The sequence below is a fragment of the Kineosporiaceae bacterium SCSIO 59966 genome, assembly GCA_020881835.1.
Lineage (GTDB): Bacteria > Actinomycetota > Actinomycetes > Actinomycetales > SCSIO-59966 > SCSIO-59966.
This window is the reverse complement of record CP052876.1, coordinates 1,882,314-1,904,235: the sequence shown is the minus strand read 5'-3', so window position 1 is coordinate 1,904,235 and position 21,922 is coordinate 1,882,314. Positions and strand designations below refer to the sequence as shown.

The window sequence follows — 21,922 nt, the reverse complement described above, 5'->3', positions numbered from 1 at the left end:
GCCCGAGCAGCGCGGCGCTCAGTCCGAGGGGATGAGCCGCAGCCGGACGGCGTTCATCACCGCCTGGGCCCGGTTCGTCGCACCCAGCTTGTCGTAGACCTTGGCGACGTGGGTCTTGACCGTGGACTCCGACAGGTAGAGCCGGCGCGCCACCTGGTGGATGGACAGACCGTCCTTGAGCAGGTGGAGCACCTCGGACTCCCGGGGTGTCAGCCGCGGCCGGTCGTCGGTGGCTCGCCGGCGCACCGCCGCCGCCAGGTCGGCGGCGGAGAACGTGTCCGGGGCGGTGGCTGCCCGGCGTACTGCCGAGACGACGTCGTCCAGGTCGGCGCTCTTGAGGACGAGGGCCGTGGCGCCGGCCTCCAGGGCCGCGAACAGGGTGTCGTCGTCGCCGTGCATGGTGAGGACGACGATGCCGAGTCGGGGCATCTCCCGCCGGGCGCGGCGGCACAGGTCGAGCCCGTTGCCGTCGCCCAGGGAGACGTCGCAGACGAGGACGTCGGGCCGCGCGTCCAGCAGCGCCGTCCACCCGCTCTGCACGCCGTCCGCCTCGGCGACGACCTCGAGCCCCTCCTCGGCGTCGAGGATCGCGCGGATCCCGCCGCGTACCACGGTGTGGTCGTCCACCAGCAGGATGCGGGTCATCGCAACGCATCCGTCCTCTCGGGCCCGGGTCGTGCGGTCCCGGCGGTTTCGCCTGCGACCCCTGGCTGGAGGCCGCCGTCCTCCGCGGCCGCGTCGACGGGGCCGATCCGCAGCGCGGTGACCCAGCCCTGAGCGGCCCCGGTCGTGGTGATCCGCCCGCCGAGGCCCGCGAGCGCGGCGGCGAACTCCGGTGCCGGTTCCCAGCGCGCCCTGCCGTCGTGGCGCAGCTCCAGCTCGGCGGCCGGAGGGTCGGTCCGCAGCGCCACGTGCACCCGGGTGACGCCCGGGTCGCCGCGCACCGCCGTGAGGAAGTCCTGCGCCAGGCGCATCAGCGCGGACTCCACGTGAGCCGGCAGCCGGAACGGCGACTCCCTCAGCTCCGAGGTCACCGCGGCACCGGTGGCCGGGCCCAGGCTCTGCACGGCGGCGGACAGCGCAGCGCCAAGGCCCCGTTCGGGGCGTACCGAGGTGCGCAGCGCGGCGATGGAGTACCGGATGTCCTGGATGGTCTGGTTGAGCTGTCGGCGGACGGCGAGCAGCTCCCCGGCGAGCTCGGGGTCACGCTGGCGCAGCCGGCGCTGGACGAGGTCGAGTCCGAACCCCAGGGCGACGAGGTCCTGGGCCACGCCGTCGTGCATCTCTCTGGCCAGTCGTTCCCGCTCTGCGACCTCGCTGAGCGTACGGAGCTCGATGAACGCCATCGCGGCGTGCAGCCGAGGGGCGCTGGTGCGAATGGCGCCCTCCACCGCCCGGACCTCCTCGGCGGAGAACGGCCTGGCGGCGAGTCGTTCGAGAATGAGCACGCCGAGCAGCTCGTCGGCCCGGTCGGCCACGGGCACGACGAGCACGGCGGATCCCGTCCGCCGGCCTGCGGCGTCCGCCTCCCGGACGTCGTGGACGGTCCGCCGTGACACCCAGGCCTCGTGCGCGGTGCCCTGCTCCTTCACCGGGTCCCGCCAGGGCACGCGGTCGGCGCCCCGGACGACGACCGGGCTCACCTCGTCGGGTCCGATCTGGACGAGGACGGCGGCCCGCTCGGCTGGTGCAGCGGCCAGGGCCGTGTCGAGGAGCATCTCGGCGACGGCGGGGACGTCGAACCCCGCGGGGAGCCGCCGTGCCAGGTCCCGCAGCCGCCCCAGCAGCAGGCCGGCCTCCTCGGCCGCCGCCTCGGTGCGGCGCTGCGCGTCGACGCCTGCGGTCGCGCCGTACGCCCAGCCACCGAGCAGGGCGATGGCTAGCGCGAGGGCGGACCACTGAACGGCGGGCAGCCACGGTCCGGACGTGGTGAAGTGCCACGCGGTGGCGGCTGCGGCGCTGCCGACGGTCACTGCCGCGAGCACGCCGGACGTCGCCAGCCCGGCCCGCAGCCCGTGCTGCTCGCCGGCGCGGAAGGCGGGCACGAGCAGCAGCGGGAGGAGGGCGGCGTGTCCCGGGTAGCCCACGACGACCGCGAGCAGCACCAGCCCGGTCTGCAGGCTGAGCACCTGCAGCCGCCGCCGGTTCGCAGTGGTCTGCGCCGCGACGACCTCGAGGACCACCAGCCCGAGCGCCCACGGCAGCACCTCGATGAGGGACCCCTGCGCGGCGGCGACGACGAGCGCGAGCAGGGACAGGCCGATCCGCACCCAGCCCGGCAGGTCGGGCAGCGTCACTCGCTCCCGTGCCCAGCGCTCTAGGCCGTTCGTCGTGGACGGCATGACGTGATCGGACCTCCCCCCACACCCCACCAGCATGATCGGCGGCTGCGGCGCTGTCAGCCGATTGCCCCAAGTCGCCGTCCGACGGCCCGACCGCGAGCGGTCAGCCCTTGTACATCTCGTCCACCTTGTGCGCGAAGTCCTTGAGCACCTCGCTGCGCTTGAGCTTCAGTGACGGGGTGAGGTGACCCGACCCCTCGGTGAGCTCGCTGTGCAGGATCTCGAACTTGCGGATCGACTCGGCCCGCGACACCGAGGCGTTCGCCTCGTCGATGGCCGACTGGATCGCCGCCCGCACGTCCGGGTCCTGGGCGGCCTGGGCCGGGGTCATCTCCGGCTTGCCGTGGTTCGACAGCCACGTGGGCAGCATCTCCGGGTCGAGGGTGATCAGAGCCGCGATGTACGGCTTCTGGTCCCCGATGACCAGGCACTGGTCGACCAGTGGGTGCGCGCGGATCCGGTCCTCGAGCGCTGCGGGGGCGACGTTCTTGCCGCCGGCGGTCACGAGGATCTCCTTCTTGCGCCCGGTGATCCGCAGGAAGCCGTCCTCGTCGAGCTCGCCGAGGTCACCGGTCTTGAACCAGCCGTCCTCGTCGAACGCCTCCTTCGTCGCGGCCTCGTTGTTCCAGTAGCCGCGGAACACGTGCGGCCCCTTGATCAGGATCTCCCCGTCGTCGGCGATCTTCACCGAGTTGCCGGGCAGCTGCGGCCCCACCGTGCCGATCTTGATGAGGTCCGGGGTGTTGACACTGGTCGGTGCGGTCGTCTCGGTGAGCCCGTAGCCCTCCAGGACGACGAGACCGATGCCGCGGAAGAAGTGACCCAGCCGCTCCCCGAGCGGTGCGCCGCCGGAGATCGCGTACTTCGCACGGCCACCGAGGGCCTGTCGGATCTTGCCGTAGACGAGCCGGTCGAAGACGGCGTGCTGAATCCGCAGCACCAGGCCCGGACCACCGGAGTCCTGCGCCCGGGAGTAGTCGATGGCGACCGCGGCGGCCCGGCGGAAGATGTTGCCCCGGCCGTCGGCCTCGGCCTTCTGCTCCGCGGAGTTGTAGACCTTCTCGAAGACCCTGGGGACTGCCAGCACGTAGGTGGGCCGGAAGCTCGCCAGGTCAGGCATGAGGTTCTTGACGTCGGGGGTGTGCCCCATCGTCACCGCCGCGGCGACGTTGAGGACCTGGATGAAGCGGGCCAGCACGTGGGCCAGCGGCAGGAACATCAGGGCCGAGGCCTCTGTGTCGTCGACTCTGTAGTCGACGACCTCGTGCAGCCGGGCCACGGCGTTCTTGGACAGCACGACGAAGTTGCCGTGGGTGAGCTCGCAGCCCTTGGGCCGCCCGGTCGTGCCCGAGGTGTAGATGATCGTCGCCAGGTCGTGCAGGCCGGCGATCCGGCGTCGCTCCTCCACCGTGGCGTCGTCGACCTCGGTGCCGGCCGCGGTGACCTCGGCGACCGCGCCGCTCTCGATCTGCCAGACGTCGCGCAGGGCGGGCAGCTTGTCCCGCGCGCTCGCCACCGTCGCGGCGTGCGAGGAGGTCTCGACGAAGCAGGCGACGGCGCCGGAGTCGCCGAGGATCCACTGGACCTGCTCGGCGGAGGAGGTCTCGTAGATGGGGACCGTGACCGCACCGGCGAACCAGTTCGCGAAGTCGATGAGCGTCCACTCGTACCTGGTCCGGGCCATCAGCCCCACCCGGTCGCCGGGCTGTACCCCGGCGGCGATGAGCCCCTTGGCGAGCCCGGTGACCTCGGCGAGGAACTCCCGGGCGGTGACGTCCTGCCAGCGGTCGGCGACCGGCCGGCGAAACACCACCTTGTGCGGGTCGGACACCGCGTTGTCGACCACGAGGTCGGTGAGGTTCGACGACGGGTCGACCTCGACGAGCAGCGGGACGTGCACTTCACGCACGGGGGACTCCAGTTCCGAGAGGGCGAGCGATCCTGCTCGTGACCCTAGCGGCCGCCACTGACGAACGGGAGACCTGTGACCGCGCTGTGACCTGTGGCGCTTCCGGCTGTGACCTGCGGCGCTGTCGTTCAAGTCCGCCGGTCCGGCTGACGATGGGGCTCGGGAGATGACCAGGGACGACGACCGCCCGCCAGCCGCTGACCGCTGCCCGCAGTGCGCGGCCCGCAACGCCGCCACCGCCCAGTGGTGCACCCAGTGCTACGCACCGCTCGGTGGCGGGGCCTCGGACGTCGCACCGGCTCCGGTGACGGTGCCGGTCACGGACCAGCCAGGGGCCCCGGACGCCGAGCGGCTGCTCGCCGAGCTCGCCGCCGCCGAGCGGCGCCCGACGCCCTCGCCGCGGCTGTCCGCACTCGTCGCGACACCCGGCTCGCGAGTCGCCGTCATGCTGGTGGGCACCGTGCTCGTCAGCGCTGTCGGGTTCGGTCTGCTCGCCCTGGTCGGCTCGGTGCTGTGACGGTGGTGCGCGGTAGCCTTCCGCGCACCACGGGCGCCCCGCCCACCACCCGTGACCGGAGGAGCCGGGCCGATGGCCGACCGCACCGAGTCCCGCACGCACGTCGACGCCGCGCCGGCCGACGTGCTCGCGGTCATCGCGGACCTCGAGGCCTACCCGCAGTGGGCCAACGGGATGAAGGACGTCGAGGTGCTGGCCCGTGACGGCGACGGCCGCCCGGAGCAGGCCCGCTTCGTCGTGGACAGCGGGCCGGTCAGCGACACGTACACCCTGGCCTACACGTGGGACGTCGCTCCCGACGGCACCGGGACCGTGTCCTGGCGGCTGGTCGAGGCGCAGGTCATCACCCGGCTGGACGGCGAGTACGAGCTGGTGGCGGACGGCGACGGCACGGATGTCTCCTACCGGCTCACCGTCGACGTCCGCATCCCGATGCTCGGCATGCTCAAGCGCAGGGCGGAGAAGGTCGTCATCGACACCGCGCTCAAGGAGCTGAAGAAGCGGGCCGAGGGCTGACGTCGTCCGTGCGGGTCATCCTCCTCACCGGCAAGGGCGGCGTCGGCAAGACCACCACGGCGGCCGCCACGGGGCTGCACGCCGCCCGCCGCGGCACGAAGACCCTCGTGCTGTCCACCGACCCGGCGCACTCCCTCGCCGACGCGCTCGGCGTCCCGGTCGGGGCCGAGCCGACCGAGGTCGAGCCCGGGCTCTTCGCCCAGCACGCGGACCCCCGGACCCGGATGGACCGGGCCTGGCAGGGCGTCCGGGAGTACCTGCTCGCCGTCCTCGACGCGGTCGGGGTCGAGCCGGTCGCCGCGGAGGAGCTCACGGTCCTGCCCGGGGTGGACGACGTCCTCGCCCTGCTCGAGCTGCGCGACCAGGTGCGGACCGGGCCGTGGGACCTCGTCGTCGTCGACTGCGGGGCCACCGCCGAGACCCTTCGGCTGCTCGCCCTGCCCGAGTCGCTGTCCTGGTACCTGGACGCCGCGGTGCCGGCCGAGCGCCGGATCGCCCGCGCCGTCCGGCCAGTGCTGGAGCGGGCCGGCGGGCTGCCGCTGCCGTCCGAGGCGGTCCTCGGGGCCGTGGACCGGCTGCGCCGCGAGCTGACCGACGTGCACGCCGTGCTGACCGCGCCCACCACCTCGGTGCGGGTGGTGCTGACGCCAGAGGCCGTGGCCGTGGCGGAGGCCCGACGCACGCTGACGTCGCTGGCCCTGTTCGGGTTCGCCGTCGACGGCGTCGTCGTCAACCGCCTCGTGCCGGACGGCGCGGACCCGTGGCGGTCGGCGTGGGCCCGGGCGCAGGCCGAGCAGCTGAGCGCCGTCCGGGCCGCGGTGGGGCCGCTGCCGGTCGTGACCGGGCCGTACCTGCCCGCCGAGCCGGTGGGGGTGGACGCGCTCGCCGACCTCGCCGGCCGGCTGTACCCCGGTGGCGCGGCGGCCGGGGACCCGCTGGCGGTTGCGCCGAGGCCCCCGCCGGTCCAGGTGCAGCGGGACGGCCAGGACTTCGTGCTGGAGCTGCGCCTGCCGGACGCCCGGGGCGAGGACGTCGACCTGGCCCGTGACGGCGACGACCTCGTCGTCACCGTCGGCCCGTACCGCCGTCACCTCACCCTGCCGTCCGCCTTGCGGCGCTGCGACGTCCAGGGCGCCGTGCTGCGGCAGGGCGTCCTGGGCGTCCGGTTCCGCCCGGACCCGGCGCTGTGGAGGACCTGGTGAGCGCCACACCGCCGCACGGCAGCCTCGCCGAGGAGGCGGCCCGGCTGGTCTCGGCCCTGCAGGACGCCGCCTCGGCCTGGTCCGCCAGTGCCGGTGAGGGGGCCGGTGAGCGGGCCGGTGAGCGGGCCGGGCCCGACGGCCAGCACGAGCACACCGCCACCCCGGCGGCGTGCCGGGTCTGCCCGCTGTGCCAGGCGATCGCCGTCGTCCAGAGCCTGCGGCCGCAGACCCTCCAGCACCTGTCGGACGCCGCCGCCTCGCTGGCGGCGGCCGTCGCCGACGTCGTCGCGGCCACCCGCGCCGCCACCACCGACCCCGCCGGCCGCGCCGCCACCACCGACCCTGCCGGCCCGGCTGACGCCACCGACCCCGCCGGCCGCACCGGCCCCGCTGCCACGCCGTCGGGCACCGCCGGGCAGCCGCCGCCGCGGGACGCCCGCCTGCAGCACATCGACATCACCGTCCGGGACGACTGAGGGGGCACCCGTGCACACCATCGGACTCGACATCGGCGGCACCAAGATCGCTGCCGGGCTGGTGACGGAGGCCGGGAGGGTCGTCCGCACGGTCCGCCGGGAGACCCCGGCGAACGACGTCACCGCGATCGAGGACGCTGCCGCCGACGCCGTCGCCGAGCTCGTCGCCGAGCACGACGTCGAGGCCGTGGGCGTGGCCGCCGCCGGCTTCGTCGGCGTGGACCGGTCGACGATCGTCTTCGCGCCGAACCTGGCCTGGCGGGACGAGCCGATGGGCCGCGACCTGGAGTCACGCACCGGCCTGCCGGTCGTCGTGGAGAACGACGCCAACGCCGCGGCGTGGGGGGAGTTCCGGCACGGCGCCGGCCGGGACATCGAGGACATGGTCCTCGTCACTGTCGGCACCGGACTCGGCGGCGGCGTCGTCACCGACGGCCGGCTGCTGCGGGGGCACGCCGGTTTCGCCGCCGAGCTCGGGCACGTCCGCGTCGTCCCCGACGGCCACCGCTGCGGCTGCGGCAACCGCGGCTGCTGGGAGCAGTACGCCTCGGGGCGGGCGCTGGTCCGGGAGGCCCGCGAGCTCGCTTCCACCGACAGCCCGATGGCGGCCCGGCTGCTCGAGCTGGCCGACGGCAGGCCCGAGCGGATCGAGGGACCGCACGTCACCCAGGCCGCGGAGGAGGGCGACCCAGCGGCCATCGAGCTGCTCGCCGACCTCGGGCGCTGGCTGGGGGAGGGGCTGGCGAGCATCGTCGCCGTCCTCGACCCGGCCGTCATCGTCGTCGGCGGCGGGGTGTCCGCGGCCGGGGACCTGCTGCTGCAGCCGACCCGCGCGGCGTTCCGCCGTCAGCTCACCGCGCGCGGGTACCGGCCGGAGCCCCGGATCGTGCCGGCCCTGCTCGGCAACGACGCCGGCGTGATCGGCGCCGCGGACCTGGCCCGCCTGCGCTGACCGTGGCCCTCGCGATCGGCGTCGACATCGGCGGCACGAAGATCGCCGCCGGGCTCGTCGACGAGGACGGCGCGGTGCGCGGGTGGCACCGGCGCGCCACGCCGGGCAGCGACGTCCAGCTCGTCGAGGACCGCATCGTCGGCGCAGTCGCCGCGCTGCGGGCCGCCGCGACCGGCCGGCGGCAGGCCGTCGTCGCCGTCGGCGTCGGCGCCGCCGGGTTCGTCTCCGCGGGCGGGGCCCGGGTGCTGTTCGCCCCGCACCTGGCCTGGCGCGACGAGCCCCTCCAGCAGGTCCTGCAGGAGCGCATCGACCTGCCCGTGCTCGTGGACAACGACGCCAACGGGGCCGCCTGGGCCGAGGCCCGGTTCGGGGCCGGTCGGGGCGAGAGCCGGCTGGTCTGCGTGACGCTCGGCACCGGGATCGGTGGCGGGATCGTCATCGACGGCCGCCTCGAGCGGGGCCGGTACGGGCTCGCCGGAGAGTTCGGGCACATGGTGGTCGTCCCCGGCGGGCACCGGTGCGAGTGCGGCAACCGCGGCTGCTGGGAGCAGTACGCCTCGGGTCGGGCGCTGGGCCGGGAGGCCCGCGCCCTGCTGGCGTCGGGGTCGCCGTCCGCCCAGCCCCTGCTCGACCGGGCCGGCGGCGACCCCGCGCAGCTGACCGGCGAGGTGGTCACCCAGGCCGCGGCGGACGGCGACCCGGCAGCGGGCGAGCTGGTCACCGAGGTGGGGGAGTGGCTGGGTGCCGGCCTGGCGAACCTGGCCGCCGCACTGGACCCGGGCACGTTCGTCGTCGGCGGCGGGGTCGCCGCTGCCGGGGACCTGCTGCTGGAGCCGGCGCGGGCGGCGTTCGCCCGCACCCTCACCGGTCGCGGGCACCGCCCGCCCGCGCGAATCGTCGCCGCCGAACGTGGCCCGCTGGCCGGCGTCGTCGGCATGGCCGACCTCGCCCGTCGGGCCGTCCTGGACGGCCGGTAGCGTCCGGCCGTGCCCAGCGAGGACGACGCCCCGTCGGCGCTGCGGGTGATGACCTGGAACGTGCGCGACCTGCGTGGCGACCCGCTCGCCGTCTACCGGGTGCTGCGCTCGGCGCACGCCGACGTCGTCTGCCTGCAGGAGGCGCCCCGGACGTGGCTGAGCCGCAACCGGATCGCGGACCTGGCCCGCCGGGCCGGGATGCTCTACGTCACCGGCGGTCGCGCCTCCGGCGGGACGGCCCTGCTGGCCCGGGTGCGGGCCGACGTCAGCCGGCCGAGCGCCGTCCGGCTGCCGGTGGCGGGCCGGTTCACCCGGCCGCGTGGCGCGGTGTCCGCGGTCGTCGCCCTGCCCGGGACCCGCCCCGTCCTGGTCGTCGGCGTCCACCTCGGCCTGGACGACGCCGAACGCGCCGACCACGTCGCCCGGGTCCTCGAGCACGTGCGCTCCGTCGGGCTGCCGGTGGTGGTCGCCGGGGACCTCAACGAGCCACCCGGCGGGCCGTCCTGGCAGGCCCTGGGCGCGGTGGTCGCCGACCCCGCGGCGGACGACGGACTGCCGACCTTTCCGGCGCGCCGGCCTCGGCACCGCATCGACGTCGTCCTGGTGGACCCGGTCCTCGACGTGCTGGGCCACGGGTCGCCCGACGGCGTCGACCCCGGTGACGTGCTGCTGGCCAGCGACCACCTGCCGGTCGCGGCCACGGTGCGGCTGCCGCGCTGAGCCCCCGGCCCCTGCGGGGTGTGCCGACCTGCTCAGGTCACGTCAGGCAGGGTCAGGTCATGTCAGACAGGGTCAGACCACGGCGCCGTCGTCGTCGTCGCCCGGGTCGCGCCGGCTCGGCATCCGCGCGACCAGGGTGACGAACCCGGCGACGAACGCGCCGACGGCCACCAGGATCAGCAGCTGCGGCACGTCCCGCCAGAACAGCGCGGTCAGCAGGAAGAACAGGGGGGAGCCGAGGACCCCCGCCCACGCCGCCATCGTGATGGCGTCACTGCGGGGCAGCGGCGGCGGCTCCGGCGGGACGAAGCCCTCCTCCTCGTCGTCCGGGTCGGGCCGTGCGGCGGCCTCCCGGGCCCGGTCCCCGCCGACGTGGGTGGGCACGACGTCCCAGTCCACCGGGTGCCCCGTGCCCTGGGGGTCCTTGGGGTCGGCGCGATCGGTGTCGCGGGGGGCGTCGGGGTCGCCGGGGGCGTCGGAGTGGTCGGTGTCCTCGGTGTCCTCGGCGGCCGGCCAGCGGCCCACCGGCGTCGCGTCGTCCTGGTCCCAGTTGGCCACGATGTCCGCCCAGGCCGCCTCGAGGTCGACGTTGCTGTCGTCGTCCCGTTCGGGAGGCACGCCGGTCACGTCGCGTCCCCGGCGGTGACCCGCTCCACGAACTCGGCGCTCCCGGTGAAGATCGTCTCGGCGTCGTTGTCGAGAGTCGCGACGTGGTAGCTGTCGTGCAGCACGACCTCGGTGACGTCCGTCGAGGACACCCGGGACAGGACCAGCGCGGTGCTCGAGGCGGGGACGACGTGGTCCACGGCGGAGCGGAACACCAGCAGCGGCTGGAACACCTCCGGCAGGTCACGCACGAGGTCCTTCTGGGCGCGGAGCAGCGAGGCCAGCGCCCTGAGCGGCAGACGGTCGTACCCCACCTCGGTCTGACCGGGCTTCTTGATGTCGTCGGTGATCCCCGGGAAGGAGGGGATGACCCGGTGCAGCAGCGGCACGGCGGGCAGCAGCACGTGCTCCAGCTTGGCGGCCGGGTTGACCAGGACGAGGCCCGCGACGTCCGGGCCGTGGTCCTCGGCCAGCCGCAGGGCCAGGGCGCCGCCCATGGACAGGCCGCCGACGACGACGGCCCGGTGGGAGCGGCGCAGGTCGCGGAACTCCCGCTCGACGTCGTTGTACCAGTCGGCCCACTCGGTGACGTTGGCCTCCTGCCACGTCGTGCCGTGACCGGGCAGGCGGGGGACCCGGACGGTGTAGCCGTCCTTGGCCAGGTGCTCCCCCCACGGGCGCATACTGTTCGGGCTGCCGCTGAGCCCATGGACGAGCAGGACGGCGACGTCACGGTCCCCGTCGTGACCGAACGGCTCGGCTCCTGGGACGACTGGCACGACCTCATCGTGACACGTGCCCCGGGTGCGGTACAGGGCGCGTCCCGACCTGCGCCCCGTAGAGTGAGGCGCACGTCACCCCGCGGTGACGGACCGGAGGTGGAGACCACTTGTTCTACTGGCTGCTCAAGAGGATCGTGCTCGGACCGATCCTCAAGGCGCTCTTCCGGCCCTGGGTCAAGGGGCTGGAGAACGTCCCCGCCTCTGGTGGCGCGATCCTCGCGAGCAACCACCTGTCGTTCTCCGACTCGTTCTTCCTGCCGGTCATGGTGCCGCGGCGGATCACGTTCCTGGCCAAGGCGGACTACTTCACTGGCCGCGGGATCAGGGGGCGCATGACGGCGGCCTTCTTCCGCGGGGTCGGTCAGGTCCCGGTGGACCGTTCCGGTGGCCGGGCGGGCGAGGCCGCCGTGCGTACCGGGCTGCGGGTGCTGCGCCGCGGCGACCTGCTCGGGATCTACCCCGAGGGCACCCGCAGCCCCGACGGCCGGCTGTACCGGGGCAAGACGGGCGTGGCACGACTGGCCCTGGAGGCCAAGGTGCCGGTGCTGCCGGTGGCCATGATCGACACCGACAAGGTGCAGCCCATCGGCCAGCGCATCCCGAGGATCCGTCGGGTGGGGATGATCATCGGTGAGCCGATGGACTTCTCCCGGTACGAGGGGATGGAGAGCGACCGGTTCATCCTGCGGTCCATCACCGACGAGATCATGTACGAGCTGATGAAGCTGTCCGGCCAGGAGTACGTGGACGTCTACGCCTCCACTGTCAAGGCACGGCTCGCCACGGTCGCCCGGGAGCGGTTCGAGGAGCTCGCCGTCCGTGGTCGTGAGGTGCTGGACAAGAGGGACGGCGACCGGCACGGGACGGGGGAGGACGCGGAGGACCCGGACGCCCGGGCCGGGGAGGTTCCGGACACTACGGACGGCGATGTTCCGGACGGCGATGTTCCGGAGGCGGACGTCTCGGACGCCGATGTCTCGGACGCCGAGGTCCTCGGGGCCGCGGAGGAGATCGCCTCGGTCGAGGGGCTGGTCACAGCGGACAGCCCTGCTGAGGACAGCGACGACGTGGCGAGCCACAACGGTGTCGTCAGGCCGGACGTCGTCGAGCAGACCGGGCCGGTCGTGCAGCGGCGCAACTCCGCGTGAGTGAGCGGTCTGGGGCTGGGCCGTGGCGGGATTGCAGTCATCGAGCGGGACGGCGAGGGTGGCCGCATCAGGGAGGTCCGGAACGGCGCGCCTGCACCACCGGAGACATCGAGCTCAAGCCGTGGCTGTCGCCTCATGACCGACCAGTAGGCGCTAGAGCGGCCATGACACGCTCCGCGGCTCGTGCGGGCTCCTCGTGCTCCCACAGTCGGAGCACCGTCCAGCCGAGCTTCTCCAACGCGTCGTCGGTGTCTCTGTCTCGGGCCATGTTCGCGTCCAGCTTCGACGACCACCACTCTGCGTTGGATCTCGGCCTCGTCCCGTGCTCAGGGCACCCATGCCAGAAGCAGCCGTCGACAAAGACGGCGACCTTGGCCCGCGTGAAGGCGATGTCGATCGTGCGTCTGGGAAGGCCCGGAACCGGGTAGTGAACCCGGAACCGGTAGCCCGCGCCGTGCAGCAGGCGTCGAACGGCAAGCTCGGAGCCGTTGTCCTTGCGCCTGAGCGTGCTCATGCGCCGAGAGACCTCCGCTCCACCTGCCCCCGGATGCGGGGGGACGTGGTACGTCGGCACACCTCCATCCTCCCTGATGGCGAGGCCCAGTACTCCTCCACAGGCACGCCGAACGCAAGGTTGTCCAGAGGTCCGCAGGCTCGGGCGGTTCGCGAGCGCCTGGGTCTTCTACCGTCGGGCGCCGATCCGCCGACCTGGAGAGGGCCTCGTGGACACCGTTCAGCTGTCGTTGCCTCTCGCCTGGCCGCCCCGCTGTGGCGCTCCCGGCGAGCTCGAGCCGCGCGCCGCCTCGGCGTCGTCACCCCCACCAGGTAAGCTTCGCGCCATGTCGTTCTCGTTCGTGGACCTCTTCGCTGGGGTGGGTGGCTTTCACGCGGCGCTTGGTGCGCTCGACGGCGAGTGCTGGTTCGCGTCGGAGATCGACTTGCAGGCCAAGGCTGTCTACGAAGTCAACTGGAGGACTCAGGTAGCCGGTGACATCGTGGAACTGACGGAGGACCAGATGGCCGTACCTCCCCACGACGTGCTCGCTGCAGGTTTCCCGTGCCAGCCATTCTCGAAGTCAGGTTTCCAGCGCGGCATGGAGGAGACGCGAGGGACGTTGTTCTGGAACATCTGCCGAGTGCTGGAAGAGCGAAAGCCTCCCGTGATCATGCTGGAGAACGTCCGCAATCTGGCTGGTCCCCGCCACAAGGAGACGTGGAAGACTATTGTGACGTCGCTCCGCGACCTGGGGTACCGAGTGGCGGGGACCCCGACAGTCTTCTCTCCGCACCTGCTCCCGCCGACTCTCGGCGGGCGGCCGCAGGTGAGGGAAAGGGTCTTCATCACGGGCACGTACGTCGGTCGTGCACGGGCGTGGGCGGAGTCCGCTGACGAACCTCTCGTTCAAAACCGCCCGGTCGCCGGGTGGGATCCCCAAGAGTGGGACGTCGAACGGGACCTGCCACTCGACTCCGATGCGGATATCGATGATCTGGAGCGATACAAGCTGACCCCGTCGGAGATCATGTGGATCTCCGTGTGGGAAGACTTACTTGCCGACCTACGCCCTAGACTTGTCGGCTCAAAAATTCCTGGCTTCCCCATCTGGGCCGACGAGTTCAAGCTCGAACCGGAAATCTCTCCAGACACTCCAGCGTGGAAGGCCGACTTCCTGCGAAAGAACAGCGACTTCTACAGGACGCACCGCAGCGTGATCGACCAGTGGAAGGCGCGTCATAACGACCTCGAAGACCTACCCGCCTCGCGACGCAAGCTGGAGTGGCAGGCACAGGGCGCCGCGTCGTTGTGGGACACGGTGATGCACCTGCGGCCATCTGGCATCCGCGCGAAGCGGCCCACGTACTTGCCGGCACTTGTCGCGATCACGCAGACGAGCATCGTCGGCAACCGCAGGCGCCGGATCACGCCCCGGGAAGCTGCACGGCTCCAGGGCCTGCCGGACTGGTTCCATTTCGGCGACCAGCCGGATGCGGCCAGCTACCGTCAGATGGGCAACGGCGTCAACGTCGGCGCTGCCTACTACATCTTCCGAACACATGTGCTACGGGACCGGGAGGACATCGCGCTACTCGCTCCTGGACTGGTCGAGGCTGTGATGCGGGCTGATCCCAACCCGGACAACCGACTAGAGGCCCGCCCACTCGCGATGGCTTCGCAGGGCCGCAGTGGAGGGCCGATCACGCAGTCGCTGCGGTCGGCGGAGCTTCTTACCGGCTAGGGAGACGTACTGCGTGACCTCGAGGTGCGGCTTGATCAGCACCTCCATCGAGGCCTCGTGTACGGCAATCGCTCCACGGTCGAATAGCAAGTGGACGTCCGCCCTCAGCAGAAGCCCGTTGCTGACGCTGTTGGTCGCAGGACCCCGATACGGAAAGATGTGCGCCGCCTGGAGCGTCTCCACCGCTGTGTACTCCGTGATCGCGCAGGCCGAGCCGTAGGCCGCCATCAACGCGGAGCGGAATCGGTCCTGACCTTCGCGGACCGCTGTCTCGACAAGCCGTCGATCGCGTTCGTCCTGCAGGCCGCCCGGATCGAAGTCGTCGAGTTCAGGAATCACAGGCTCATCCTCCGGTGGAACGATGGCCGGCAGCCGCCCGGGCGTTCCGTGAAGTATCAGGCCATCGATGATCCTTTGGAGTGCCCGGTCCGTCACCGTCCCACCCGGAGAATATAGCGTGGGATCCATCGGCTCTCTGGTCGCCGCCTCGACGACGGCGGCGAGCAGTTCGTCCTTGCGCAGGGCCTCAGATCGGGCCGCGGGGATCCCAAGGGTCTCAGCCACAGCGCGTAGAAAGTCAGAGCGGACCGTCGAGCCACGGCTTGTTGTAAAGTGTGGGATCCCTAGCAGGTCGGAGATCACGGACATGAGTGGGCGCTCGGGGTACTCGACTCCGTACTCCTTCGCCACACCTCGACGATAGGGCAGGCGCGTACCCACGCGCATCCATGTCAGCCACCACGTTCGCCTGGCGAGTCCAGGGAGCCGGCGTCGTCGCGTCCGGTCCGATCGGTGCTCGAGGGCAGCTCATCGATACCCTGGCGTGCGTACCCGGGCAGCGCGACATGAGTGTTCAAGTCGACGGCGCCAGCTCGCCGGAGGATCGCCATTGAGGCGCTGTCCCGCGAGCTCGACCCGTCGAGTCCTGCGTCTTCCGCCGTGCGTCTGGGTGCGCGGCTCGGGGCCCCCCGCCCCATGGCTGCGAGTGCAGACGTCGACGGCCTGGTCTCTGCGGCGATGCTTTCCTCCGTCGCACCGGCCTGGGACGGTGTCGCTCTGCAGGTCCAGTCAGCGACCATGCTCATCCACCCATCCGTTGCCGCCAGGATGCCTCCGGAACTCGTCGCCGTCGACTTCAGGGATCAACGACAGAGGTTGGCAGTCCGTCCCAGGGCGCGACAAGCGTGTTCCATCTCGCAGTTGCAGTGCCAGTCCGTCCCTCGAAGTCGCTTGCCGCCCAGAGGCTGCCTGGAGAAAGGTCCTGCGGCATTGGGAAAGCCACCCAGCGCATGGGCCCCGCCGCCCATGAGGGTGCCACAACCTCGACGTCCACGACGAGATGTGCATCGGCGGGCACGACTGCCCCGATCCGCGCCAATCGCACAGGGCTCGAGCGCCACTCCGGCTGGTACGCCTCGAGGAAGGCCGAGCACACTACGCGGAACGGGCACGAGGAGCAGACCACGTCCGATGGGCGGGCCTCCAGCGCCGCCCCTTTCGCCGCGGCGTCGAGAGCCTGCCGGACCTCGAGAGCCAGGAGTTCCACTCGGGTGACCTCGGAAGGGTTGACGGCGAACTCCTCCAGACGCCCGTCCGCTCTCTGCACCGCCGCGCTCGTCGGCAACTCCCCGAGCACGTGGCGCACGAGTGCGCAGTAGAAGAGGAGCTGCAGCCGCTGCGGCTCAGTCATCGACGCCTGCTCGACACCCGTCTTCAGGTCGACTATGCGCAGGACCCCGTCAACCCGCTCGACGAGGTCCGGTCGGCCCACCAGACCGGTGCCTGGTGGGCCGAGCCACCGTTCTCGCCATGGCAGAGGAGGGTGCCCGCCGGCGAAGCCCTTGTGACCAGCGGCCGTCGTCGACGCGACACGCGGACCGTTCGCGACGGGCCAGGTGGGTCCAGGTTCCCAGGTTGTGCGGAGCCTCGCCTTCGTGATCGCTGAACCGGGCCAGCTACTCACGGAGGGCGGGGTCGCTGGCACCCAGTGAGCGCGGAGCCTGGCCATCGCTCTCGCCGTTTCCTCGGCCCACGCGACCTCGAACACCGCGCCGGTCCCGGACCGAGCAGCAACGGCGTGCGCTGCGGAGCCCAGGGCGGCTCGCAGGCCCGTACGCCTCAGCCCTTGGTATCGGGGGTCGCTCGCGAACCCGGCGCGCAGCGGGCAGCGCTGGAACACCCCGACGAGGGTTGGTGATACTCGCTCAGGGGGCTGAGGCCGGGGGCGGGGGGCTGCGCCGACCACTATGCGAGTGCGGGCCAGATGGCCAGCGGGTTGCGGCGGAAGCTCCGGACGTCGTGCCACACAACGCGCCTGAAAGAGGAGGTCGCGGCCACGTGCGCTTGCGCCTGCTCGTCGGTGAACCAGTCGAGCTCGAGCCGCCAGAGAGGGTGCGCGAGGAGCACGCACGCGTCGTTTCGGGTGATCGCCGGTATACCGTCGATCACGGTCGCGGACGCGCCACCGAGGGCGTGTGCGGCGGGCGCGAAGCCGCTCACCTCTGCAGGCAGCGACCGGTCGGTGGTCAACGGCACTCCGGCGACCAGTTCCAGCAGGTCCAGTGCGAGCCGCCAGTCGAGGTACGCGTGTCGGCGCGAGTTGTCGTACGAACGTAAGCAATCGGGGCACGACAGGTCGCACAACTGTCCGTGAGAGGCGGCCTGCCACCGCTCGACCGCGTCCGTGAGCGTCTCCTGGAGGAGCGGCTCGAACACCTCCGGCTTGCCGAGTTCGGCCGCGTAACCGGCGCCGTTCTCGGCGGTGTCTGCGATGTAGATCGCCGCTGCCACCTGTGACTTCGCGTCCGGTTCGTCGACAGCCGTGAGCGGGACCCGGACTGGAGTCAACCCGACCGTCAGTTCACTCGGATCAACGTCCAGCACATCCTTTGCGCCTCGCCGGAGCAACTCGGCGAGCGAGGTGTATGCAGCGCGGCCAGACGGCTGCTCGCGGAGACCGACTGCACCGGTTGGGAGCTCTAGGCGCTTCGGAGTCATAAGGAGCGCGTCGGTGACGCGAATCTCGCCGATCGCGTTGATCGTCCCGGCTCCAGGCTGACCCGGCTCGGCGAGCACGGTACCGTCCGTGTCCTTCGTAAACGTGAAACCGCGCCCGAAGTTGTCGTTGACGGTCACAAGGCGTGTCTGCTCGAAGAGCTGGATGTCCACCGTACGCAGTTCGTGCAACTCGGCCGACGTGCCCTCGGGTGAGAGCTCCGGTGCTCCCGCGCCGAACGGCATGTCGCTGTCGTCGTTGTACGGTCGGGCCCTGTAGGTCGTCCTGAAGCCGTGAGGCTCGTAGATGGCGAGCCTTGTCACCGGCTCGTTGCAGGCGCGGCAGAAGTCGCCCACCGGTTCCAGATCGCTCCGCCCGCATCGCTCGCAGCGACCGAGAGTCCTGGGTGAACCCAGCGGCTCGAGCGACTCGACCCACCTCCCGGCTGGCCGGTAGCTGGCAAAGCCCGCCACGGTGTGGACGAGACCGTCCTTGACCACCTCAGCGCCCGGCGAGAAGGAGGCGACCGCCATGTCCAGCGACCTGTCGGCGACCGCGTGTGTCTCGAGCCACTCGGCGCTCTTGATGGGCGCGTCCCAGAGATTCCTCACACGCGTGGGAAACCCGAACATGGGCAGCAGCCCGTAGCGAGCGAGGGCAGCGCTGAGCTCGGTGTCCGCGGTGCCCCTCTCCCGCTCGACGACCTGGTCCACCCCAGCGACCAGGTCAGCCCGCACCCACGTGATGATCTCTTCGACATCGTTGGCAGACAGCGGCGTGAGCGCACAGAGCCGTGTCGCGATGGGCCTCACCAGCGCGTCGGTGGCGAGCCACGCTGCGACGGGCGGCCGGTACCGGTCCCACTCGTCCATCTGGCCGAAGGTCCCGTGGTTGCTCGTCGACTTCCATCTTGGGCCGTTGGGTATCGCCGAGAAGGCCTCCCGAAGACACTCGGCCGCGACGACCCGCTGGACGATTCGGCGGCGAGCCAGGTCGAGGAAGGGCTGAGGCGGTACGTCGCCCGTGATGCGGTCGGCACGCTGGAAGTAGTACTCGTCGTGGCTCCGGTCGCGGCACAGCGTCAGGGCGTAGCTGAACGCCTGCCCGCCGCGACCAGCTCGGCCGACCCTCTGCTGGTAGTTGAACCGCTGAGGCGGCATGTTGGCCATCATCGTGGCTCGGAGCGAGCCGATGTCGACGCCGACCTCCATCGTCGTCGTAACTGAAAGGACGTCGAGCTCGTCGGGTAGGCGGTGCTCCGCGAGCGTGAAGGCGCCCTTGAACCGCCGCTGCCTGCTTCGCTGCTCAGACACTGGCTTGGTCTGACCGGTCAACTCCGCGACGGCCAGCCGCCGAGGTGGCCGGTGAGCTAGCCAGGCGTAGTAGTCGCTGAACTCCTCGTCCCGGTCCTCCTTCACCAGGTCCGGCCGGTGGCACTGTCGGTTCGCACACACGCCGGCACTGGCGTGCAGGTGGACGTAGTTGCACGCCGTGCAACGCCACTGCTCCTGTCCGCCAGGGACGAGGACGAGCGTACTCGTGACGGTGGCGGTCTTAAGCAGCCACCCAGAGACCGCTTCCAGCGTGGACGGACTCCCAGCGAGACGCTCGACCTGGTCGACTACGTCGTGGGCCGGCAATCCGAGATGTCTGGCGACAGCCTCCAGGTAGCGCCGCACCGCCGGAGGCATGACGGCCTCCGGCTGGATGCCGCCCGCAGTGCTCTCCTCGTACCGTTTGAGCGTCCCGAGGATGCGGATGACGGAGGCCATCACTTCGTGCTGCTGATCATCGTCGAGCGGTCCGTCCAGGGGCTGCAAACTGGCGATCCCCAGCCGGGCGATGCCCACGGACTCCAGGTCACGGCGCGCTCGGTCGAACGTGGCCTCGACGACCGAAGCGCGAAGCTGGCGCTGCAGCTTCTCTTGGCCCTGAGCCACGGGCGGTACGGGCCAGGCGCCGGGGAAGGGGGGTGGAAAGGCGCGGTACCAGGGGGTCGTCGCCTGCGGGCCGTCCTCAAGATGACGGTTCCAAGGGCTGGTGCCTCCAGGGTTCGCGCCGAGGGCGACTAGCGAACGCGTGACGCGCGCGAAGACTTCGCCGATAGGTACTTGAGAACTGTCGCCGAGCGTAACGTAGGCCGCGTCCAACGCCGCCTGCTGGTCCGGCCCGAGGGCCTGCCCCATCTTCTGCATGAGGCGGGCGACCCGAGCGGGGCCGAAGTCCTGAGCCATCGCCGCGGCGTCTGTCATGGCGTCGAGGATCGCCTGCGGGTCGGGAGCACGCGTGATCTCCTGGCGGAGTACCTGGCGTACGAGGTCGCGGTGGTGGTTTCGGCTCACGCCAGCCGCGGTGCGAGCAGCGTCGTCTCGGCTGTCCGTGAAGACGATGGTCTTGGCGTCGGTGATGGCTTCGAGCCCGTCGCGTCCCTCTGCCAGCGAACGGATGAGTTGCGAGAGGTACAGCTCCGTAGCCGCCGCGAGCCCGGACGTGTGGGCGCGGATGGGTGATCGGACCCGCCCCGACTTGAAGGCCGAGCCGTCGTGCTGCTTCGCGTCGAAGCCGCAGGACGGGCAGCGCGTCGGCAAGGCGGGGACCCGATCCGTCTGTGCGGCGTTGGCGACGGTGACCCCAACGCCTGTCGGCGCGCTTGCGGGCGCCTCTACGCACCCGAGCGCCGGGTTCCAGGCGACAGCCTGGAACGCGAACTTGAGGCCGTGGGCAGTCCAGTCCTTGCCCAGCGGGAGCAGCCCGGGCCGGTACCAGGTGAACTGGTCCCTGACCCGCAGGAAGACCGGCTTGCCGCTCTGGCCCTCAGTCACTGGTCCCGGCCCAAGCAGGGTCTGGTTCCCCTTCTCATCGAGCACGAACCCGCCTAGCGAGGCGTCGCCGCACTCGTAGCAGTAGAGCAGCTCCAGGACGCGGCTTCCGCAGTGAGTGCACGTGTTCAGCGGGCTGATGTAAAGTTTGCCGACTGCTCGCCCCTCAGACCGTGCCTCGACACCCGAGCAGTGCGCGTTCGAGCACGCCCAGACGCCTCGTGGCGTCCTTACGAACACATGGGCTCGCAGGGGCACGAACAGGCCGCTTGCATCGGCGCTTCCCGGCTGGTGCGACGCGAGCCATTCGAGGACGTGTGCCAGGAGTTCGTTGCGATCTTCGTCGTGCGGGAACAACCGCCTGGCGATCGTGTCCAGATCAGTCGCTCGGAGGCGGCCCGTCTCGGCGTCCGCACAGGCGGTCGCCAGCAGCCGGGAGACCTCGTTGACCGGACGCGACCACTCCGCGACCTCCGCCCGCGTCAGGGCGGGCGGCCGGTCGAGCGTCGCCTGCTCGCCCGGCTCGAGGTGGAAAGACTCGGCCGGCACGCCGAAGAACTGCTCGAGGTACGCCAACCCCGCTTGCGAGGCGTCGAGGGAGGCCGACGTGCCAATGATGCGGAGTTGCGACGAGGTTGGTTCCAAGCCGAGACGTCGGAGGAGCGCCCTGACGACCATCGCGACCTCGCTGCCCTGCGTCCCGCGGTAGAGGTGCAGCTCGTCGACCACCAGCGTCAGCACGTTTGCCGGGTCTGAACGGAGCCACGCAGCGGTCTTGTCGAACATCGGCGCCTCGAAAGCGCGCATCATGATTGTGTTGAGCATGGAGTAGTTCGTGATCAAGACATCCGGCGGGCTGGCGATCATGTCCCAGCGGGTGAGCATCTCGCCGGATCGCGGGTCCTGGAACTGGCTCAGGTCGATCTGGTCTGCCGGCCGACCTTCGCGCACCGCCTCCTCGTTGGCGCGGAGAAGCGCCTCGTGCTCGGCCTCGAGTTGTCGGAGGCTGGCCGCGACAGCCTGTGCCGCTGCCTTGCTCGACGGGTTCGGCCCGGACCCCTCCGTGATCCCGGTGTAGCGACCGAACCAGATCGGGGTCTCCGGCGACTGCTCGCGGAGCACCCGAACTGCACGGCGCAGGCGCGTCATCTGGTCCTCGACGAGCGCGTTGGTCGGGTAGAGGACGATCGTCCTCATCGCCGCCGCCCGCGCCTCAGCGTGCCGGACCGGGACCCACTGAGGGTCAGCCGCTGACCACCACCAGTTGCCGCCGTGCTGGCGGCCCCATGCCCGTGACTCCTCGACAAGGCGCAGCAGCACCGGGAGGAGGAACGACTCCGTCTTGCCGGATCCTGTCCCCGAGGTCACGACGACGTTCTGGCCGGCATCGGGGTGGAGCGCCTTGCGGATCGCCTCGGCCTGGTGCTGGCGCAGTCGGAGGTCGGCGGGGTCTGTGCCGGGAAAGACGGCACGGGCCACCCGCCGGGCGGTCTCGCGACTCAGACCCACGTCGTCGGCGACGTCGAGCATCGGCACGACGTTCGGATAGGGCACGACCGGCTCGAGGAGGACTCCGCCCACAAGCGCGCCCGGCTGCTCCAGCAACGCACGTCGCTCGCGCATCAATGACTCGTCCGCGAGCCAGAAGGCGGTGTCGAAGTACCTCATGTACGCGTCCCGCAGGTCGTCGGCGAGGCGCTTCGGGTTTGTCGGATCCATGGCTG

18 protein-coding genes are annotated in these 21,922 nt (G+C 71.5%); 9 read left to right on the top strand and 9 right to left on the bottom strand.

Translation table 11 applies throughout. The features are described 5' to 3' along the window. Nucleotides 1-18: 18 nt before the first annotated feature. The 3 genes from HJG43_08800 to HJG43_08790 form a co-directional block, all read right to left on the bottom strand. A complete protein-coding gene (locus HJG43_08800) occupies nt 19-645 on the bottom strand; it encodes a response regulator transcription factor (GenBank protein ID UER54621.1) in 627 nt (208 codons plus the stop codon). After that, entirely contained in the window at nt 642-2,342 is a 1,701-nt protein-coding gene (locus tag HJG43_08795; protein ID UER54620.1) for a GAF domain-containing protein, read from the bottom strand. The genes HJG43_08800 and HJG43_08795 overlap by 4 nt, the downstream gene beginning before the upstream one ends. 103 nt (nt 2,343-2,445) lie before the next feature. Then, the gene (locus HJG43_08790) at nt 2,446-4,251 is read right to left on the bottom strand and encodes a long-chain fatty acid--CoA ligase (GenBank protein UER54619.1); all 1,806 of its coding nucleotides are present in this window, start codon (nt 4,249-4,251) and stop codon (nt 2,446-2,448) included. Between the two features lie 166 nt (nt 4,252-4,417). On the opposite strand from HJG43_08790, the gene HJG43_08785 reads away from it, so the two are divergent. From HJG43_08785 to HJG43_08755, 7 genes are all read left to right on the top strand, one after another. Beyond that, nucleotides 4,418-4,768 (top strand): hypothetical protein, encoded by a 351-nt coding sequence (locus tag HJG43_08785; GenBank protein ID UER54618.1) that lies wholly within the window; start codon nt 4,418-4,420, stop codon nt 4,766-4,768. A 72-nt stretch (nt 4,769-4,840) separates the two neighbouring features. Next, complete coding sequence (locus HJG43_08780; protein UER54617.1) at nt 4,841-5,284, top strand: SRPBCC family protein; 444 nt, start codon at nt 4,841-4,843, stop codon at nt 5,282-5,284. A gap of 8 nt (nt 5,285-5,292) precedes the next feature. Continuing rightward, nucleotides 5,293-6,486, top strand: a complete 1,194-nt coding sequence (locus tag HJG43_08775; protein ID UER54616.1) for an ArsA family ATPase — start codon at nt 5,293-5,295, stop codon at nt 6,484-6,486. After that, complete coding sequence (locus HJG43_08770; protein UER54615.1) at nt 6,483-6,962, top strand: hypothetical protein; 480 nt, start codon at nt 6,483-6,485, stop codon at nt 6,960-6,962. Before HJG43_08775 ends, HJG43_08770 begins: the two co-directional genes overlap by 4 nt. Nucleotides 6,963-6,972: 10 nt before the next feature. Then, nucleotides 6,973-7,914 carry an ROK family glucokinase gene (locus HJG43_08765; GenBank protein UER54614.1) on the top strand — a complete coding sequence of 314 codons (942 nt, stop codon included), beginning with the start codon at nt 6,973-6,975 and terminating at the stop codon, nt 7,912-7,914. Further along, nucleotides 7,911-8,891: an ROK family glucokinase gene (locus HJG43_08760; GenBank protein UER55845.1), complete on the top strand. Its 981-nt coding sequence runs from the start codon at nt 7,911-7,913 to the stop codon at nt 8,889-8,891. Before HJG43_08765 ends, HJG43_08760 begins: the two co-directional genes overlap by 4 nt. A 9-nt stretch (nt 8,892-8,900) precedes the next feature. Next, nucleotides 8,901-9,611 (top strand): endonuclease, encoded by a 711-nt coding sequence (locus tag HJG43_08755; GenBank protein UER54613.1) that lies wholly within the window; start codon nt 8,901-8,903, stop codon nt 9,609-9,611. 72 nt (nt 9,612-9,683) lie between these two features. Here HJG43_08755 and HJG43_08750 read toward each other — a convergent pair whose 3' ends face one another. Continuing rightward, nucleotides 9,684-10,238: a hypothetical protein gene (locus tag HJG43_08750; GenBank protein UER54612.1), complete on the bottom strand. Its 555-nt coding sequence runs from the start codon at nt 10,236-10,238 to the stop codon at nt 9,684-9,686. Beyond that, a complete protein-coding gene (locus HJG43_08745; GenBank protein UER54611.1) occupies nt 10,235-10,996 on the bottom strand; it encodes an alpha/beta fold hydrolase in 762 nt (253 codons plus the stop codon). The genes HJG43_08750 and HJG43_08745 overlap by 4 nt, the downstream gene beginning before the upstream one ends. Nucleotides 10,997-11,106: 110 nt before the next feature. Here HJG43_08745 and HJG43_08740 point away from each other — a divergent pair, with 110 nt between their 5' ends. Continuing rightward, the gene (locus HJG43_08740) at nt 11,107-12,147 is read left to right on the top strand and encodes a 1-acyl-sn-glycerol-3-phosphate acyltransferase (protein UER54610.1); all 1,041 of its coding nucleotides are present in this window, start codon (nt 11,107-11,109) and stop codon (nt 12,145-12,147) included. A 133-nt stretch (nt 12,148-12,280) separates the two neighbouring features. Here HJG43_08740 and HJG43_08735 read toward each other — a convergent pair whose 3' ends face one another. Continuing rightward, nucleotides 12,281-12,661 (bottom strand): very short patch repair endonuclease, encoded by a 381-nt coding sequence (locus HJG43_08735; protein UER54609.1) that lies wholly within the window; start codon nt 12,659-12,661, stop codon nt 12,281-12,283. 325 nt (nt 12,662-12,986) lie between these two features. On the opposite strand from HJG43_08735, the gene HJG43_08730 reads away from it, so the two are divergent. After that, complete coding sequence (locus HJG43_08730; GenBank protein UER54608.1) at nt 12,987-14,384, top strand: DNA cytosine methyltransferase; 1,398 nt, start codon at nt 12,987-12,989, stop codon at nt 14,382-14,384. Here the strand turns inward: HJG43_08730 and HJG43_08725 are convergent. The 3 genes from HJG43_08725 to HJG43_08715 all read right to left on the bottom strand — a co-directional run bounded on the left by HJG43_08725 (nt 14,292) and on the right by HJG43_08715 (nt 21,917). Then, nucleotides 14,292-15,074 carry a hypothetical protein gene (locus HJG43_08725; GenBank protein ID UER54607.1) on the bottom strand — a complete coding sequence of 261 codons (783 nt, stop codon included), beginning with the start codon at nt 15,072-15,074 and terminating at the stop codon, nt 14,292-14,294. The two genes, HJG43_08730 and HJG43_08725, sit on opposite strands and share 93 nt — an antisense overlap. Nucleotides 15,075-15,519: 445 nt before the next feature. Beyond that, nucleotides 15,520-16,563, bottom strand: a complete 1,044-nt coding sequence (locus HJG43_08720; protein UER54606.1) for a hypothetical protein — start codon at nt 16,561-16,563, stop codon at nt 15,520-15,522. Between the two features lie 65 nt (nt 16,564-16,628). Continuing rightward, nucleotides 16,629-21,917 (bottom strand): DEAD/DEAH box helicase, encoded by a 5,289-nt coding sequence (locus HJG43_08715; protein UER54605.1) that lies wholly within the window; start codon nt 21,915-21,917, stop codon nt 16,629-16,631. Nucleotides 21,918-21,922 lie beyond the last annotated feature (5 nt).

Bases quoted from the DNA above. Each gene is read 5' to 3' on its own strand.
- HJG43_08735 (UER54609.1), bottom strand. From the start codon at position 12,661: ATGAGCACGCTCAGGCGCAAGGACAACGGCTCCGAGCTTGCCGTTCGA.
- HJG43_08785 (UER54618.1), top strand. From the start codon at position 4,418: ATGACCAGGGACGACGACCGCCCGCCAGCCGCTGACCGCTGCCCGCAG.
- HJG43_08800 (UER54621.1), bottom strand. From the start codon at position 645: ATGACCCGCATCCTGCTGGTGGACGACCACACCGTGGTACGCGGCGGG.
- HJG43_08715 (UER54605.1), bottom strand. From the start codon at position 21,917: ATGGATCCGACAAACCCGAAGCGCCTCGCCGACGACCTGCGGGACGCG.
- HJG43_08795 (UER54620.1), bottom strand. From the start codon at position 2,342: ATGCCGTCCACGACGAACGGCCTAGAGCGCTGGGCACGGGAGCGAGTG.
- HJG43_08730 (UER54608.1), top strand. From the start codon at position 12,987: ATGTCGTTCTCGTTCGTGGACCTCTTCGCTGGGGTGGGTGGCTTTCAC.
- HJG43_08780 (UER54617.1), top strand. From the start codon at position 4,841: ATGGCCGACCGCACCGAGTCCCGCACGCACGTCGACGCCGCGCCGGCC.